Origin of the sequence: Geobacillus sp. 46C-IIa, assembly GCF_014679505.1 — a bacterium.
GTDB lineage: Bacteria > Bacillota > Bacilli > Bacillales > Anoxybacillaceae > Geobacillus.
Window position 1 is genome coordinate 2,888,810 of record NZ_CP061474.1, and the last position, 15,663, is coordinate 2,904,472.

The window sequence follows — 15,663 nt, forward strand, 5'->3', positions numbered from 1 at the left end:
TAGTGATTATCTCTGGCGGAATGCCCCACCCTTGCCACGTCTATACACTGGGCGACCTACGCCCATTAATTCTTTAATCTCCCTCTCCGTCAGCCGCTCTTTTCTTTGCTTTTGTTTTCTCTCTTTCTTATGCTTGCTTTTGCGTTGCTTAACCTTGTTTATCTTCATCCACTTTTGTAATTCCTGCTGGATTGTTCGCATTGTACCTCTCCCTTTCATTTTTCTGATAAAACAAAAAAGGACACCAATCGTACAGAAATAGCCATGCTACTCTGTACAATCAGTGTCCTCACGCTCTCGGTCTTGGACATATTCACTTACCCATATTATACCTTATACTACAGCTTTTTGTAGTAATATTCTAAACGTCTCCCTTCCTTTCGGTGTCACAAGCGTTTGCACGTCAGCTCGTCCATTTCGCTCCCATTCTTTTAATTCGAATAGAGACGGAACGTATTGAGCATAAGGCTTTAGCTTCCCTTTCTGGTCACGATAAATATATTTCTTTTCAAGCAACCAATCAATGAAAACTTTTGGTTTCACCTTCAATTCTTTGGCTGTATCACGGAAGTTTGTGAGCAACCGCCGATCAACGAGTGCGTCAAAGTAGTCGGCTTTCGGTTGCATCGCCGCGATCTGTTCATTTTGTTTTCGGACCGTTTCTAATGTAGCGCGGAATAAAAGCTTTGTCTGCTCGTCAGCATGTTTTAGATAGGTTTCGACGAACAAATCGTCATTCGCTACATAGCCGCCAGTTTTTCGTATGGTCGGAATAACCTCGTGCGTAATCCAACGTTTAAATTGACGCGCTTCTGGCTTGTTACTTGTAAGTATCAAAGAATATAGTCCTGCTTCGTTTACAACGGTTGTCTGCTGTTGGCGCCCTAATGAATCGATGAGGTAAACTTTATTTACCTCATCTTCATCAAGCCTAGATACCGCCATTTTATGATTAGAATGGTTCAGTATATCACAAACATCTTTTGCGACAAACCAAACTTCATCATTCTTTATAATCGTTCGTACTTGACTGCCGCTGTAAATAAACACTTTTTGCAATTGATTCATCGAAAATCCCTCCCGTAAACTAGACCACTATCGGTTCAAGCTATAGTGGATTCGTATTTCTCAAAAATGGAGCAGAATTTACTTTTCCCGTGATATTTTTTCTATCCTCTTCACCGACAATGACGATGTCATCCTTACCCTGAATCCCTACTGCGGCTCCGAATTGAAAAACGAGCTTATATGGTGTGATCCCGTTATTATTTTCTTGAACTATGCCGATCAATCCACTAAAAAACCCGCGTTTTTTATAAGCCAACTTGCCAATCAATTCTCGATCCAGTTTTTCCTCCCGCTGCCGCATTAAAACAACTCGCTTTCCTCATACTTAATCCGCGCCGTCTTGCCTTTCGTCGTTTCGATGATCGTATATCCATGCTCAACTGCTTCTGCTACTTTTGCCTTCCCTTGCACGCCGTCAATCACAACGACAAGCACCTTTCCAGGAACAACGGGATGTGAAACAGTCATGTTATCTATATCAATCTGCAATTCTTGCGCTCTTCTCACTTGGATCCCTCCGCTGTGATATAATGATGTTGAGGCTGTCGGGAGGGATCCCGGCTTTTTTTGTCTCATTCAATAACTGTCCATCCGCGTCGGAGTCTGCTTTGTAGCTCATACTTGCGCAATGGCTCATATACATAAACCACATCGCGATTTTCTTTACGATATAACAAATACCATCTAGCTTTCCGCTTTCGACGCCTCATCTAGCGTTCACTCTCTCGCATAGCAGAATTTAACTTTTCAAGTGTTATTAAGTGCGCATATTTAAACTTCAATACCTCACAATAAACAATGGCATCGATCATTTCCTGCTGTAAATGCTCCAGCCATTCAATGAATGTGTAATGTGACGGGACGACAGTCGTTCCATATTTCTGAATCCCTTTTTCAGTCTGTGTTTCGAGCAACTTTTGCACGTTGCGGAGGATTTGGTTTTTGTTGAGCTCGTCCAGCCAATGCTGAGCATCCACTGTAGTCACCACCTCTCAATATCCGCATTCCTGGCGGTGATGGTTGATTGCGTTTTTACGGAGATATTCAGCCTCAATTTGATCAAATGTGAAACCAAGCTGTTTTCCTAATCCAAATAACTTTTCAAGCAGGTCAATGTACAAAATATCTGTATCTACAAGCATTCCCATTGAGTGACGATCTAACAGTTCTGCCGCTATTGCATTGAGTTCAATAAATGTGTATATAATGTCCGAGTCTGTATTTGGCATAACAAACGTAAGATCGTCGTTGCCTGTTTCAATGCCGATCGATAATACAAAGTGAAGGCAGTCCACATACTCCTCAAGCAGTGGGTTATACAACTCCGGGCACTCTTGCATCATGTCTGGATTGCGCAACGCTGTGGTTCTTGGTTGAGGATCCTCTTTCCAATACTTGAACATCTGCCACTCGTTCGCCAGCTCGCCAAGTTCCACTTGCAGAGCTAAAACCTTGTTTGGCAACAAATCCTGCCCGCTAAGTCCTTTCTCTTTCACAATGCGTTCATCTAACTCCCTCTGCAGCTCGAATAATCTTTTCAGTTTCATCGGCGCGTCCCCCTTGATCTCGGCCAGCGCCAGTCAATGATTCGTCGGTTGTCGTCATCGTAGTATTTGCGCGGACGGTTTCGGTACGCTTCCAGTTCTTCCGGCGTGAGATAGCTGATTTTCACTGCTCCATGCAGTGATTGACGTTGTTTTTTCATGGTCTCTTCTCCCCCTAATCGTTGTTTCATTTCTTGCCGTGCCCGTTGCTTATATACTTCTTGGCACTCTTCATAGCGAACAATGGTCACAAGCTGCCGTATGGTCGCCTTGGACCAATCCATGCTGGTCACCTCCGGCTCGTTCGTATTCACGTTGAATCTCTTCTAAGGTCAGCTTTGAGAGTGCTCGGCCATCGCTTGCGGAAAAGACGCCTTGACGACGCAAATGTTGTATGAGCACGTACTTGATCAGTATCACAACGATCCCCTCCCTTCCGTTTGCAGCTTCGCAAAAAGAGCATCTAGGCGTGAAATGGGATAATCCTTGTCATTGATACGCACCGCCAGCAAGTTGCTCCTTGTCACACCGCATCGCTCGAGGACGTCAAGAGAATCCGCCTCTGAACACACACTGGCCGTTAATCCGATCACCGATCCAACCTCATTCCGGTACTCCAAACGGAGCCATAACGGATATCCCATCGACATCACCCGTCCGGATTGTCTTTATACTTTTTGAGGCGTTCCTCAAGCTCTCGACGCGCCTGTTCGACGTCAAAGTCGTCTTCTGGCTGGCTGTAATCCATCTTCAGCCAATCCGGCACAATCTCCGTGCGAACCGGTTTTCGTGTTTTTCGACCGTCACCAGACGAGGAGGACGCCGATCGTTTTTTCAGTTGCTGTTCTCGAAACGCCAGCTGTGCAGCGCGCACCTGGCCAACAGTTCGATAGCCTTTTTCAAACCAGTCGCGTAAAATGGTCTCGACGTATTTCCACGTCTTGGCTCCGTTCTCCACCGCGATTTTTAATGCCTCTAAGACCAACTCCTCAGACGTATCATCCACCCAGGAAGTGATCTTTTCCCCTATGTAGCTGCCAACGGTGCCAAAGCCGTTTTGTTCAATGAAATGTATAATCTCTCGGAAGGAATGCGCGCGCGCGTCTTCTTCATCTTCTGTTTTAATCTCTGAAGTATTCTCTGTAGTATTATCTGGTATTGGTCTGGTCAAGTTGAGCGCCTCGACTGTCCAATCTGAACAGCTGGACTGATCATCTTGAACGGATGGATTGACGATTTCGTCAGTCGTCTGCTCATTTTGAACAGTCGAAACGTCATCTTGAACAGTCGTCTGTTCATCTTGGTTAGACGGTGTTTCTTGTGTAAATTCAGCCAGTTTGTCATAGTCGATCCGATACCATTTCGTTTTATCGATCTTAGAGCGATTGAAATTCGCCGAGACAATGATCCCGATCTTCTCAAGCTTGGTGATGATCCGACGAATTGTGCTTTCCGACCAGAATGGGAATTGCTCCCGCCAGTCCTCATATGTGTTGTACACCCACTTATAACCGTCATGGACATTTTCGCTTTTCTCCAACCAATAGTGCAGTTGTTGAACAACAATGCTTTCATTCAACCCGATCGCCACGGCCAGTTGAGGTAAAATCACTAATGGTTGATCATCCAACAGCAAGGTTGCCATGTCATTCCCTCCCCCCTTGAAAAACCTGTTTTGCTATGGCATGATAAAATTTAGAGTTCTGAAATAAAAAACTGAATCCCACCAACTTCGAGTTCGGAGGCCATTTCGTTGGCGATCCGACGGCACTCGGTTACAGTGAGCGCGTAGACGAGAGCCGTTTGGATGGTCTCGAAATGGCCGTTTTCCTTCACGACAAATTCCACTTCAAATAGCATATTCTTCGCCCTGGAAGCATATCGTAGAATGGGAGCTTCCGGCCCTCCTTCCTTATCCAATGTCAGAAATGCCGCCTTTTTGCACGAGTTGCTTCAACTTTTCATAGACGGATTTTGGCTTGCGGTTGAGTCGTTCTGCAAGCTGTTCAATCGTGAATACTTTACGGTGATGCCACAGATAGAACACTTCCTCTGCTGACCATCTCCTCTTTGGTATCTGTACCGCACTCTGTACACGGTGTTGGCTCGGCTCGTTTGGTTGAGGATTGGACGGTGTGTCATCCTCAAGAAAGGACGCTAGCTTCCGCATCTCTTGGCTGATCGGGCAAACGTTCAAACATACGGTGCTTCGATACTTGATCCGTTCTGGGCACGTACGGCAATGTGAATCCAGCAATTCACAGATTTGCAGCCGGATGTGCCTTTTTTCATGTTTATCCAGTTTCACGCATTCCGCTCCTCTCCCAGCTTCACAAAATCAATTTGAATGCCGCGGCGTTGCATATCTCGGATAATGTTCAATAACTGCTGGCGTCGAATCTCTTTTTGTTCAAGTTCTTGCAACTGTCTGACTAAGTACCTCAACTCAGACATTTCAATCGTCATCGTTTCATAATCGCGGTTTTGCAACGCCTCTTGTATGTACTCAATGCATCGTGATGCCTTTTGCCGCAAATCCGCCTCTTGTTGTGCAATGATATGAAGCATCCTTTTCACCTCCTTCTGGCTTGGGCTCATGCGCACCGACTGAAGCACAAGCGCTCGCGGGCTGGGGGCACACCCGCCGCCTGCGCTCCAGTCGGCAAGCATGAGCTTGCCTTTTGGCTTGCCGCATGATATGTTATGGATAGGGCTGGTTTTTCAAGAAGCAGTGGGCGTTGAGCTTACTGCTTTTTTCATGTTGTATAGCTTTGCTTTGGCTTCTGCATTCAGCACGAGGATCAGCGTCGGATTATTGCGCAACTCGGCACACAGTTTCCGGATCTCCTTCGCCTTCATCAGTCGGCTTGCTGATAATACCACGTACATTACCACCACTCCTTCCGCGATTGTTCCAATCGTTCGTTCATTTGCTTTTTCCACTCGAGCAATGCCTTCCCATATTCGCTGTCGAGCTTTCTTTCACGTGAAAGCCACAAAAACTCGCTTGTATACCAGCGAACAGCTTCCAGATCCGTCATTTCCGCTAGATTCGGCAGTTGAAACATTGTTTTTTCCTCCTTTGTCATTGTCGAATAAATCCTTTCGCTTGTAGCTTGGCGCGATGCTTTTGCCACATCTTCCACCACGAGAACCCGTAGTCCATGCAAATAACCGCAACGTATTGCGTCAGCGCCACGATCGCGTCGATCGCTTGCATCATCGCCTCTTCCAAGCGCTGTTTGTCAAACTCTCGAATCGCCCGCGGATGGTTCGCCACGCAGACGCTTTCGATCGCCTCGAGGGCTTCTGCGAGCTCCTCGCGTGTTTTCATCGTGACGCTCGCCCGGTGAAGATCAACAGCATCCCCATCCAGCTTCACTGGCCCCCATCCGGTGTACTCAGCCGCCGCCTCGAGAGCCACCCACGGGTTGTTATGCTTTTCGGCGAAATATTTCGATATGTTCGGTTGCACTCGGTATCGTCCGTTCTCCTGGTGCGATACCGATTCACGAGATTCATAGATTTCAAATGACAGCTGTTGCTGGGTCATCCCTGTTTTCTGCCGCGCTGCTTTCACCGCGTCGGCCGCTCTACCGCGACTCATCCTCCCTGCTCCCCTTTCTACCATCATCCTTGCAACTTTGTGGTACAGTATCCATAGATCGGTAACAGTCCAGCACCGCCTCGGCGATTTGCCGCAGGATCGGATTGCCTTTTTGCCATTCTTGCTCAAACCATTGCTTTCGCTCCTCTGGGCTCATGAGTACCAGTGGGGAGTGAACAACGACCGTCGTGTTGCCGTATTTGAATTCCTTCATGCCCGCATTCCCCCTTTGTTCATGTTTATGCGGGGCATGAGGGGCGTTTGATGACATTTGGCTCACCTCCTTTGTAGGTAATGGGATAGATGATGATCATAAACACATTGTGTCATTTTTGTTCACTAACAGTTAACTTACTATCCAAAAAAATATCATCTGGATGGGCATTAAAGACTTGTGCGATTTTTACGGCTAAATCATAAGTGAGTCTTCGTTTACCTTTTTCAATCATCCAGTAATACTCTTTGGAGATACCTACTGATTCTGCGACTTGTTTGCAAGTAAGGCCATATTTTTTGCGTATAGCTTCTAACCTTTCGAGTTTCACACCTCCCACCTCCTTTTGTCGTTAACCTGATGTTAACTAAATTATAATTAACCTAATGTTAACTTTCAAGAGTTTTTAACAAAAAAATTTCTATTTAGTTAACAAAAGGCTTAAGGCCTTTTGGTTATCTATTTGTTAACTTATAATTATTTATAGTACACGCGAAGAGGTGTTTTATGTGTTAGGTGACCGTCTAAGAAAGCTGAGACAAGAAAAAAAGCTCACCCAAGAAGAACTTGGAAAGAAAATCAATGTTACAAAAGTTTCTATCTCTGGATATGAAAATGGCAACCGAACACCTGATACAGAAACACTTCAAAAACTCGCCGACTTTTTTAATGTCAGCACTGACTACCTCCTCGGCCGGACTGATCATCCGAACCCGCCGGAGCAGGATGACATTCCAGAGGAGCTTAAAGATCCGGAACTGGGGCTGTTCTTCAAGGAATTGGCAGAGGCGCCGGAGGAACGACGAGAGCAGCTTCTCAAGATATGGGAGATCCTGAAGAGCGAAGGGGATCGGAAGACAAAAGATAAATGAGCTTGTTACTTTTAGGGGAGAGGAAACAATGGGGATTTTGCAACGCCTTTTTGGGAAAAAAGCGAAACAGAAACAGGATGTTGTTACTCCAGTTAATAAAAATAATCTCGGCAACACAGATGACACGAAATTCTCTTCTGAAGATCTCAACAGTACAGGAGTTTACCCCTCGCCGATATCCGTAACTGTCGAATATGGCTTTCCCTCATCAACCTATCCAAATGGGAAAGCAGAGCCGTCTTCAAACGGCCATTACAATTATCAAAAGGCGACGTTTACTCCTGACGACTACGTAGTTTTAGATTTTGAAACAACAGGATTAAACGCAGAGAAAGACGCTATTATTCAAATAGGGGCAATACGATTTCGGAATCATGAGCCCATCGAACACTTTATTTCGTTTGTTAACCCAAAAAGACCCATTCCATCTAAAATAACGGACATTACGGGGATCACAGATAAAGATGTGAAAGATGCTCCTACAATTGAAGAGATCTTCCCAAATTTTATCCAATTCCTAAAGGATGATGTACTGATCGCTCACAATGCTCCTTTTGACATGAAGTTTTTATTAAGCAACGCTCGAAGGCTAGGAATAGAAAAGCCAAACAACCCCGTCATTGACACGCTAACACTGGCTAGAAAATACATACCGGAGACGCCCAATCATCAGCTGGAAACACTGAAACAGTGGTTACAATTAGAGGTGAGTTCACATCACGCACTAGATGATTGTTTGACTTGTGCCGCTGTTTATCGAACATGCCAAAAACGGAGAGAGGAAAAATTTCGTCTTTCCGATGATGAAAAAAGAGCTTATGACATTGTTCTACGCATATTAAGTGATCATAACCGTGACACTAGTCTTGTTCGTTATTCCCGAACATCGACTTATTTGGACATACACGCATTTTACTCATTTGCCCGGATCAAGTTAACAGGCAAAAAGAAATATTTGCTCTCCAAACGATTGGAAAGGGAAATTCTTGATCTTTGCCCTAATGTTATTTGTGAACCGGCTTCTAAAAGTGAAGCTGGACACACGCGCATTTTGATTCAGACTCCTGACGACTTACTACTCGCGTCTCCTTTGATCGTCAAGGATTTTGACAAGGCTTTAAAATCAACGGAAGACTACCGAAAGTACGTTGGGAAAGCCGAAAAAGTCATCCAGGAATACTTAAGTTTGTAAACCAACTTTCAACTTAAAATAACAACATAGTAAAAAGGGAAGTCAATGAATAAGAATATGCAACGAGAAAAGACATCAACGACATGAGGATTGATGTCTTTTTTTATTCTTGTGAAATGGGGGAGAGGAAATGAGTCAATTCAAAGAAATTGAGGACTATCGCATGTTTACTTCAAAGGCTGAATTGCATAAGTCCATTAACTCGTTGATTGGCATTATCCAAGGGATCCGTTCTGATCATGTCACAAACGAAGATGAGATGGCTGAGCTCATTCATTGGTGCAACCTACATAGACGGTTTGCAAAAAGGGCGCCTTTTAATGAAATCATCCCACTCATTGATCAGGCCTTACTTGATAACAAACTCGAGCAAGAAGAAATGGAAGATATCCTGTGGCTTTGTCATAACATCGTAAATGATAACGATTTTAACAATTACTATGACATCATCACATCATCCATCCAGCAATTACACGGAATTCTCCATGGCATCATGGCAGATAATGTTTTGAATGACATGGAGATTGAACATCTGTCTGCTTGGATTGATGACCATGACTTTTTGAGGGGAACATATCCCTTTGACGAAATCCACAGCCTGCTGGTTAGTGTGAAACAGGACGGGATTATCAGTGAAGATGAGAAAAACTTACTGAAAGCCTTTTTTTCTACCTTTATTGATACAAAGGTATCTCACAACATTCGTGAGTTCGACATAAAATCTCTACAAAGCCAGTACTCAATCAGTGGCATATGCGCTGTTAATCCAGAAATCATATTCCAAAATAAAGTTTTTTCCTTCACCGGTGCCTCCCACAAAGCAACACGCAACGAAATTGCTCGCATCATTCAGGAGATGGGCGGAATATTCAACAACAATGTCACTAAGAATACGAACTACCTGATCGTAGGTGGCGACGGGAATCCCTGTTGGGCCTTCGCCTGCTATGGAAGGAAAGTAGAGAAGGCGATTGAGTTGAGGAAAAAAGGCGCGTCAATTATTATCGTGCACGAAAATGATTTTTGGGATGAAGTGATCATTTGAGATATATAAGATATGGTGTCAACAACTGTTCGTCTCAAATATCGTTGTAATGTATAGAGGTAGAAGCATATGAAAGAGATCATCTATGTAAATTTTTTCGATTAAGTTCGATTAAGGATCATTGAGCCTTTTTAAGGCTTTTTTCTTTTTCTATTGTCATACCAAACACACGTTCCTATAATAAAAGTGAGGTGATTCCCATGAACTTCTCGTCGTACCAGTTCACCCCACTGGAACAATATATTCGTGAATTGTATGAGCATTTAGCAATCAGATCGCCCCATCAGCTGGATATGATCGACATTGCCGCAAAGCTGAACGTCTGGTTGCATTTTGCCGACATCCGGAGCACGGCCATCGAACGGAACGGGGCATATAGCATTATCATCGACCGCCGCCTTAGTCGCCAACAACAGTGGCAGGAGTTTGGACATGAGCTTGGGCATGTGTTGCGCCATGCGGGGAATCAAATGCTGCTTCCCCCTTCCCTCGTACAGCTACAAGAAGCCCAGGCAACGAATTTTGCGTCTCACTTTTGCGTGCCGACGTTTATGTTGCTTGAGCTTGATCTTCCGCATACGGAAAAAGAAATCGTCTATGTCCTGAGTGAAACATTTGGCGTGGAACCGCTGTTTGCCAAACGGCGCTGGAATCGCTTTAAGGAGCAATGGGAAAGCTACCGGTTTTACGAAGCGCTTTTCGGTCATATGCAAGTGGCTGAGCCAGTTGTCGCCGCTTCCGGCCGTGATGCGGAAAGCGATCTTAGTCTCCTTCATGAGTACGCCGTTGCACATGATGGCTCATTGTTTATTGACGGCCGCTTAACGGACGAGGAACAACGAGAAATAATCCGCTATTTACAGCAGATGGACCAAAGGAACAGCTAAAAATCATGAATTATACCGCCACAGAATGGATGAATCACGTAAAATCATAACGGCTAGTCCGCATATTTGCCTCTTTTTTTGCATACATGGTGATAGCGAGTTCTATTTCAGGGCAGAGGTGGTTTGATGTATAGACCAAGAAACTTGGATGTTTTTATCTACCTGCGTAAAAGCCGCAAGGACATCGAAGAAGAGAAAAAAGCTGCTGAGTCCGGTGCGTCATACGATACATTGCAGCGCCATCGGGATAACTTGCTGGCCGTGGCGCGTAAAGAAGGCCACAATATCCTCGGCATCTTCGAGGAGATCGTTTCTGGCGAATCCATCGCTGAACGCTCCGAGATCCAGAAGCTTTTGCGCGAGCTGGAAACGGGAGTGGCTGATGCAGTGCTTGTCATGGACATTGACCGCCTCGGCCGTGGGGATATGCTTGACCAAGGCATTTTGGATCGCGCCTTTCGCTATTCGGGAACGAAAATCATCACCCCGACGGAAGTCTATGACCCGGAAAGCGAGACATGGGAGCTCGTTTTCGGAGTGAAGTCCATCGTGTCACGCGAAGAGCTTAAAGTCATTACGAAGCGCCTCCAAGGTGGCCGGCGTGACTCGGCTGCGAAAGGACGCTCCATTTCAAAAAAGCCGCCATACGGCTATCTTCGCGACGAAAATCTCAAGCTATACCCCGATCCGGAAACGTCATGGGTTGTGGTGAAAATCTTTGAGATGATGCGCGACGGGCACGGCCGCCAGGCGATCGCCACCGAACTGGATCGGCTCGGAGTGAAGCCGCCTGATGAAAAGCGCGCTTTCTGGTCTCCCTCGACGATTAGCGCTATTATCAAAAATGAGGTGTATCTCGGGCATATCATCTGGGGCAAGGTGAAATACATTAAGCAAAACGGCAAGTATAAGCGTAAAAAAATGCCGAGAGAGCGCTGGTATGTCAAAGAGAACGCCCATGAACCCCTTGTGTCTAAGGAGCTCTGGGAAGCCGCCAACAAGGCATATCGGAGCCGCTGGCGCCCTTCTACGGTGGAAAGCAAACCGTTGGCTAACCCGCTGGCTGGATTGTTGAAATGCGAAGTCTGTGGCTATACGATGTGGTATCAGCCGCGTAAAGATCGTCCTCATCCGCTCGTGCGTTGCCCAAATCCTAAATGCAAAGGTGTGCAAAAGGGAGCAATCCTGCCGCTCGTTGAGGAGAAAATCTTGCAATCTCTCGCCGAGTTCGTCGATCAGTTCGAGGTGCAAGAGGATGTATTCGCCCGAAAAGAGCAGCGTTCGGTCATCCCGCTAAAGCAAAAGGCCATTGAGAAAAAAGAAAAAGAGCTCCGAGAGCTCCATAAACAAAAGGACACACTGCATGATCTACTAGAGCGAGGCGTCTATACGATTGAGACGTTCCTGGAACGCCAGCAAACGATCGTCAGCCGGATCAAGAAAACCCAAGAGGAAATCGATCAACTGCGAGAGGAAATCGCCAAGGAGCAGCTGAAAGAAAAGAACATCAACGAGTACATCCCGACGGTCAAAAAAGTGCTCGACGCCTACCGCCTCACAGATGACGTAGAAAAGAAAAATCGCCTTCTCAAGTCGGTGCTTGAGAAAGCGACCTATCTTAGAAAACCGGAGTGGACGAAGAAAGACCAGTTTACCATTCAGCTTTATCCTAGGATCTAGAGGCGACGGCCTCCTTTTTTTCTGCTGAGAAGAAATACTTCAAGGCCTCAAACACATCCGCTTTTTGCTTCAAGATATAGTACTTGAATTTCTCATTTTTCATATTTCCATACGCTCTCATAAGTGTAGAGGGTGAACGATTGTACTGGTTGACTTCCCCGTACCCAAACATGTTCGATACTTTCATCAACTCTTGAACAAGCTTGACGCAGCGGGCATTGTCAGACGTTAAGTTGTCGCCGTCAGAGAAATGGAACGGATAAATGTTATAGCGTGCCGGAGAATATTTTGTTTCAATCAGTTCAAGGGCTTTGCGGTAGGCCGAGGAACAGATCGTTCCACCGCTTTCCCCTTTTGTGAAAAATTCTTCCTCACTGACAACTTTCGCTTCGGTATGATGGGCAATAAAGGCGATGTCGACCGTCTCATACTTCGTGCGCAAAAAGCGCGTCATCCAGAAGAAAAAGCTGCGCGCCATATATTTTTCCCACATGCCCATCGAACCGCTTGTGTCCATCATCGCCAGGACGACCGCTTTCGATTCCGGTTTGACGACTTCGTTCCACGTTTTAAACTTCAAATCCTCGCGGTAAATCGGATAAAAGCTCGGTTTGCCGCTCATGGCGTTGCGTTTGAACGCGGCGAGCATCGTCCGCTTTTTATCGATGTTCCCCATCAGCCCGGTGCGGCGAATATCATTAAACTCGATCTGCTGGACAACGTTTTGGTCGAGCTCTTTCCGCTTCAAATTCGGAAGCTCCAATTGGCTGAAGAGCGCCTCTTCAATTTCCATTAACGACACTTCGGCTTCGTAATAGTCTTGGCCTGGCAGGTCACCGGCCCCTTGGCCTTTTCCTGCCCCCTGCCCCTCCCCGCTCCCGTCTCTGGCTACCACGTCACCAACTTGGCTGTCTCCGTTTCCTTGGCCGACGTGCTTGTTTTTCTCGTAGTTGTAGCGAATTTTATACTCATCAAGCGAGCGGATCGGAATTTTAATGACGTCACGCCCGTTGGACATAATAATGCTTTCTTCCGTGATTAAATCCGGCAAGTTATTTTTGATCGCTTCTTTTACCTTTTCTTGATGGCGCTTTTGATCGTCATGCCCTTTGCGGTGGAGGGACCAGTCTTCTTTCGATACAACGAAATTCCCCTTCATTTTTTCCCCTCCTTTGTTAAAATGGGTTTCACACTTTTTGCTTTCCCGCATATACTTATGTTGGCGTCATCAAAACGGACCATCACTATGCCAAGTTGTTTATTTTATCCTATGCAAAAATTCGAAATAATTGACAGATGAATGCGGAAAATAGAAAAGTGGGGAAGAGGTGGACAAGCCCAATTGTCGACGTAAAAAAAGCATGCCCCAGCGCTCGAGGCATGCCTAGCGGTTCAACAAGCTGCCGACATAGCGGAGCAATTCATTGGCCGAGGTGGAATTGTACCCGTACTCATCGATCAAACGGGCGACGACTTCGTTAATTTTTTTCAGTTGCTGCTCATCGGGAGTTTTCGTTGACGTCGTAATTTTCACGATGTCTTTCAAATCGGCGAACAGCTTTTTCTGGATCGCTTCGCGCAGCCGCTCATGCGAATTGTAATCAAATTTTTGACCTTTGCGAGCGTAGGCGGAGATGCGGATTAAAATTTCTTCGCGGAACGCCTTTTTCGCATTTTCGGAAATGCCGATTTGTTCTTCAATCGAGCGCATCAGCTTCTCATCCGGATTCATTTCCTCGCCGGTGAGCGGGTCGCGCAGTTTCGTTTTGTTGCAATACGCTTCGACGTTGTCTAAATAGTTATCCATCAACGTTTTCGCCGATTCTTCATACGAATACACGAACGCCTTTTGCACCTCTTGCTTGGCGATTTCGTCATACTCTTTGCGCACAAGCGAGATGAAGTTCAAATATCGTTCACGGTCTTCTTTGGAGATGGATGGGTGCTGATCCAACCCTTCCTTCAGCGAACGAAGCACATCGAGCGCGTTGATCGACGGCACTTCTTTCCGGATGATGCAGGCTGAAATGCGGTTGATGACATAACGCGGGTCGATGCCGCTCATTCCTTCGTCCGGATGTTCTTTTTTCAGCTCTTCGACATCAACTTCGTTGAACCCTTCAATCATCTCCCCGTCATACAAGCGCATTTTCTTCAATAAGTCCACATCCGGCCGTTTCGATTCTTTCAGCCGCGTCAAAATCGTAAACATGGCCGCAATGCGCAGCGTGTGCGGGGCAATATGCACGTCAGCGACATCGCTTTCACGAATCATTTTTTCATAAATGCGCTCTTCTTCAGAGACACGCAAGTTGTATGGAATCGGCATCACGATGATGCGTGAGTGGAGCGCTTCATTCTTTTTGTTGGCAATAAACGACCGGTATTCCGTTTCATTCGTGTGCGCGACGATCAGCTCATCAGCGCTGATCAACGCAAACCGTCCAGCTTTGAAGTTGCCCTCTTGCGTCAGCGACAGCAAATGCCAAAGAAATTTTTCATCGCACTTTAACATTTCTTGAAATTCCATAATGCCACGGTTCGCTTTGTTCAGCTCGCCGTCAAACCGATACGCCCGCGGGTCGGACTCCGAGCCATACTCAGCGATTGTCGAGAAATCGATGCTTCCCGTCAAATCAGCGATATCTTGTGATTTCGGGTCGGACGGGCTGAACGTCCCGATGCCGACGCGCCGATTTTCCGAGAAGAAAATGCGTTCGACCATGACGTCTTCAATTCGACCGCCATATTCTTTCTCAAGACGCATCATATTGAGCGGCGACAGCTCCCCTTCAATGCGAATGCCGTATTCACGGTAAAAATCGTCACGCAAATGGTGAGGAATGAGGTGGAGTGGATCTTCATGCATCGGGCACCCTTTAATCGCATAAACGGCGCCGCGCTCCGTTTTGGAGTACTCCTCAAGTCCGCGCTTCAGGAGCGTCACCAACGTTGACTTCCCGCCGCCGACCGGCCCCATCAGCAGCAAAATCCGTTTGCGCACATCAAGCCGCTTCGCCGCCGGGTGGAAATATTCTTCAACTAACCGTTCAAGCGCCTCCTCGAGCCCAAACAAGTGCCGGCTGAAAAACTTATACCGTCTCCGCCCGTTCACCTCTTCTACTCCGGCATCTTTAATCATATTATAAACGCGCGAATGAGCCGACTGGGCCACCCACGGCTTTTCTTTTAAAATCTCTAAATACTCGGCGAACGTCCCTTCCCATCTCAGCCGTTCTTCCTCTTCCCGGTACCGTGCGATTTTTCTTAAAATATCCATAAAGGACCTCCTCACCCTTGGATGTCTAACAGCAAGATTATTACAATTTATGCGAGGATGTCCCGTATCATTCGCCGCAAAAAAAATTTTGTCTTCGAACAGCCAGCGGCAGTCATTCACATGCTTGGCCATATTCGTTATAATAAAGGGGAAACGCGTGCCACTTTCATTGCAAGGGAGGAAAAAACGATGCGCACATTGCTTGTGCTAGGAGTGATCGTCGCCTTTTTAACAGCCATTTTCACGGCTGGCTACGAAGACAAACCCGGCGTCA

Annotated in this window: 24 protein-coding genes; 5 read left to right on the forward strand and 19 right to left on the reverse strand. The window is 46.2% G+C overall.

The annotated features are described in order from the left end of the window. Positions 1 to 6 precede the first annotated feature (6 nt). From IC803_RS14425 to IC803_RS14505, 17 genes are all read right to left on the reverse strand, one after another. Complete coding sequence (locus IC803_RS14425; RefSeq protein WP_081207625.1) at positions 7 to 201, reverse strand: hypothetical protein; 195 nt, start codon at positions 199 to 201, stop codon at positions 7 to 9. Positions 202 to 333: 132 nt separating this feature from the next. Further along, a complete protein-coding gene (locus IC803_RS14430; protein ID WP_081207624.1) occupies positions 334 to 1,068 on the reverse strand; it encodes a BRO family protein in 735 nt (244 codons plus the stop codon). Between the two features lie 40 nt (positions 1,069 to 1,108). Then, positions 1,109 to 1,369 carry a hypothetical protein gene (locus tag IC803_RS14435; protein ID WP_081207623.1) on the reverse strand — a complete coding sequence of 87 codons (261 nt, stop codon included), beginning with the start codon at positions 1,367 to 1,369 and terminating at the stop codon, positions 1,109 to 1,111. Further along, the gene (locus tag IC803_RS14440) at positions 1,369 to 1,536 is read right to left on the reverse strand and encodes an XtrA/YqaO family protein (RefSeq protein ID WP_081207817.1); all 168 of its coding nucleotides are present in this window, start codon (positions 1,534 to 1,536) and stop codon (positions 1,369 to 1,371) included. Before IC803_RS14440 ends, IC803_RS14435 begins: the two co-directional genes overlap by 1 nt. A gap of 242 nt (positions 1,537 to 1,778) precedes the next feature. Further along, positions 1,779 to 2,045, reverse strand: a complete 267-nt coding sequence (locus IC803_RS14445) for a hypothetical protein (RefSeq protein WP_081207622.1) — start codon at positions 2,043 to 2,045, stop codon at positions 1,779 to 1,781. 15 nt (positions 2,046 to 2,060) lie between these two features. Next, positions 2,061 to 2,615 (reverse strand): dUTP diphosphatase, encoded by a 555-nt coding sequence (locus tag IC803_RS14450; RefSeq protein WP_081207621.1) that lies wholly within the window; start codon positions 2,613 to 2,615, stop codon positions 2,061 to 2,063. Next, positions 2,612 to 2,896 (reverse strand): hypothetical protein, encoded by a 285-nt coding sequence (locus IC803_RS14455; RefSeq protein ID WP_081207620.1) that lies wholly within the window; start codon positions 2,894 to 2,896, stop codon positions 2,612 to 2,614. Before IC803_RS14455 ends, IC803_RS14450 begins: the two co-directional genes overlap by 4 nt. Continuing rightward, complete coding sequence (locus tag IC803_RS14460; protein WP_223811983.1) at positions 2,844 to 3,032, reverse strand: Fur-regulated basic protein FbpA; 189 nt, start codon at positions 3,030 to 3,032, stop codon at positions 2,844 to 2,846. The genes IC803_RS14455 and IC803_RS14460 overlap by 53 nt, the downstream gene beginning before the upstream one ends. A 229-nt stretch (positions 3,033 to 3,261) precedes the next feature. Beyond that, positions 3,262 to 4,257, reverse strand: coding sequence for a DnaD domain-containing protein (locus IC803_RS14465; protein ID WP_081207619.1), 996 nt, complete (start codon positions 4,255 to 4,257; stop codon positions 3,262 to 3,264). 50 nt (positions 4,258 to 4,307) lie between these two features. Beyond that, positions 4,308 to 4,472 (reverse strand): hypothetical protein, encoded by a 165-nt coding sequence (locus IC803_RS14470; RefSeq protein WP_223811984.1) that lies wholly within the window; start codon positions 4,470 to 4,472, stop codon positions 4,308 to 4,310. A gap of 52 nt (positions 4,473 to 4,524) precedes the next feature. Next, complete coding sequence (locus tag IC803_RS14475; RefSeq protein ID WP_081207617.1) at positions 4,525 to 4,920, reverse strand: hypothetical protein; 396 nt, start codon at positions 4,918 to 4,920, stop codon at positions 4,525 to 4,527. Beyond that, positions 4,917 to 5,180, reverse strand: a complete 264-nt coding sequence (locus IC803_RS14480; RefSeq protein WP_081207616.1) for an iron-sulfur cluster co-chaperone HscB C-terminal domain-containing protein — start codon at positions 5,178 to 5,180, stop codon at positions 4,917 to 4,919. Before IC803_RS14480 ends, IC803_RS14475 begins: the two co-directional genes overlap by 4 nt. Before the next feature lie 153 nt (positions 5,181 to 5,333). Then, positions 5,334 to 5,501 (reverse strand): hypothetical protein, encoded by a 168-nt coding sequence (locus IC803_RS14485; RefSeq protein WP_190304221.1) that lies wholly within the window; start codon positions 5,499 to 5,501, stop codon positions 5,334 to 5,336. After that, positions 5,501 to 5,680, reverse strand: a complete 180-nt coding sequence (locus tag IC803_RS14490) for a hypothetical protein (RefSeq protein ID WP_143421070.1) — start codon at positions 5,678 to 5,680, stop codon at positions 5,501 to 5,503. Before IC803_RS14490 ends, IC803_RS14485 begins: the two co-directional genes overlap by 1 nt. Before the next feature lie 17 nt (positions 5,681 to 5,697). Beyond that, positions 5,698 to 6,219, reverse strand: a complete 522-nt coding sequence (locus tag IC803_RS14495; protein WP_081207614.1) for a helix-turn-helix domain-containing protein — start codon at positions 6,217 to 6,219, stop codon at positions 5,698 to 5,700. Further along, positions 6,206 to 6,433 (reverse strand): hypothetical protein, encoded by a 228-nt coding sequence (locus IC803_RS14500; RefSeq protein WP_081207814.1) that lies wholly within the window; start codon positions 6,431 to 6,433, stop codon positions 6,206 to 6,208. Before IC803_RS14500 ends, IC803_RS14495 begins: the two co-directional genes overlap by 14 nt. 112 nt (positions 6,434 to 6,545) lie before the next feature. Next, the gene (locus tag IC803_RS14505) at positions 6,546 to 6,764 is read right to left on the reverse strand and encodes a helix-turn-helix transcriptional regulator (protein ID WP_081207613.1); all 219 of its coding nucleotides are present in this window, start codon (positions 6,762 to 6,764) and stop codon (positions 6,546 to 6,548) included. Between the two features lie 178 nt (positions 6,765 to 6,942). On the opposite strand from IC803_RS14505, the gene IC803_RS14510 reads away from it, so the two are divergent. The 5 genes from IC803_RS14510 (at position 6,943) to IC803_RS14530 (ending at position 12,109) form a co-directional block, all read left to right on the forward strand. Next, entirely contained in the window at positions 6,943 to 7,305 is a 363-nt protein-coding gene (locus IC803_RS14510) for a helix-turn-helix domain-containing protein (RefSeq protein WP_143421069.1), read from the forward strand. A gap of 28 nt (positions 7,306 to 7,333) precedes the next feature. Next, complete coding sequence (locus IC803_RS14515; protein ID WP_081207611.1) at positions 7,334 to 8,497, forward strand: 3'-5' exonuclease; 1,164 nt, start codon at positions 7,334 to 7,336, stop codon at positions 8,495 to 8,497. Positions 8,498 to 8,627: 130 nt separating this feature from the next. Next, positions 8,628 to 9,542: a BRCT domain-containing protein gene (locus IC803_RS14520; protein ID WP_081207610.1), complete on the forward strand. Its 915-nt coding sequence runs from the start codon at positions 8,628 to 8,630 to the stop codon at positions 9,540 to 9,542. 200 nt (positions 9,543 to 9,742) lie between these two features. Continuing rightward, positions 9,743 to 10,429, forward strand: a complete 687-nt coding sequence (locus tag IC803_RS14525) for an ImmA/IrrE family metallo-endopeptidase (protein WP_081207609.1) — start codon at positions 9,743 to 9,745, stop codon at positions 10,427 to 10,429. Between the two features lie 126 nt (positions 10,430 to 10,555). Then, entirely contained in the window at positions 10,556 to 12,109 is a 1,554-nt protein-coding gene (locus tag IC803_RS14530; RefSeq protein WP_081207608.1) for a recombinase family protein, read from the forward strand. Here the strand turns inward: IC803_RS14530 and yhbH are convergent. Together yhbH and IC803_RS14540 are read right to left on the reverse strand one after the other, a co-directional pair. After that, positions 12,099 to 13,268, reverse strand: coding sequence for a sporulation protein YhbH (gene yhbH / locus IC803_RS14535; protein ID WP_081207607.1), 1,170 nt, complete (start codon positions 13,266 to 13,268; stop codon positions 12,099 to 12,101). The genes IC803_RS14530 and yhbH overlap by 11 nt on opposite strands. A 225-nt stretch (positions 13,269 to 13,493) precedes the next feature. Next, the gene (locus IC803_RS14540) at positions 13,494 to 15,389 is read right to left on the reverse strand and encodes a PrkA family serine protein kinase (protein ID WP_063166712.1); all 1,896 of its coding nucleotides are present in this window, start codon (positions 15,387 to 15,389) and stop codon (positions 13,494 to 13,496) included. Positions 15,390 to 15,663: the final 274 nt, after the last annotated feature.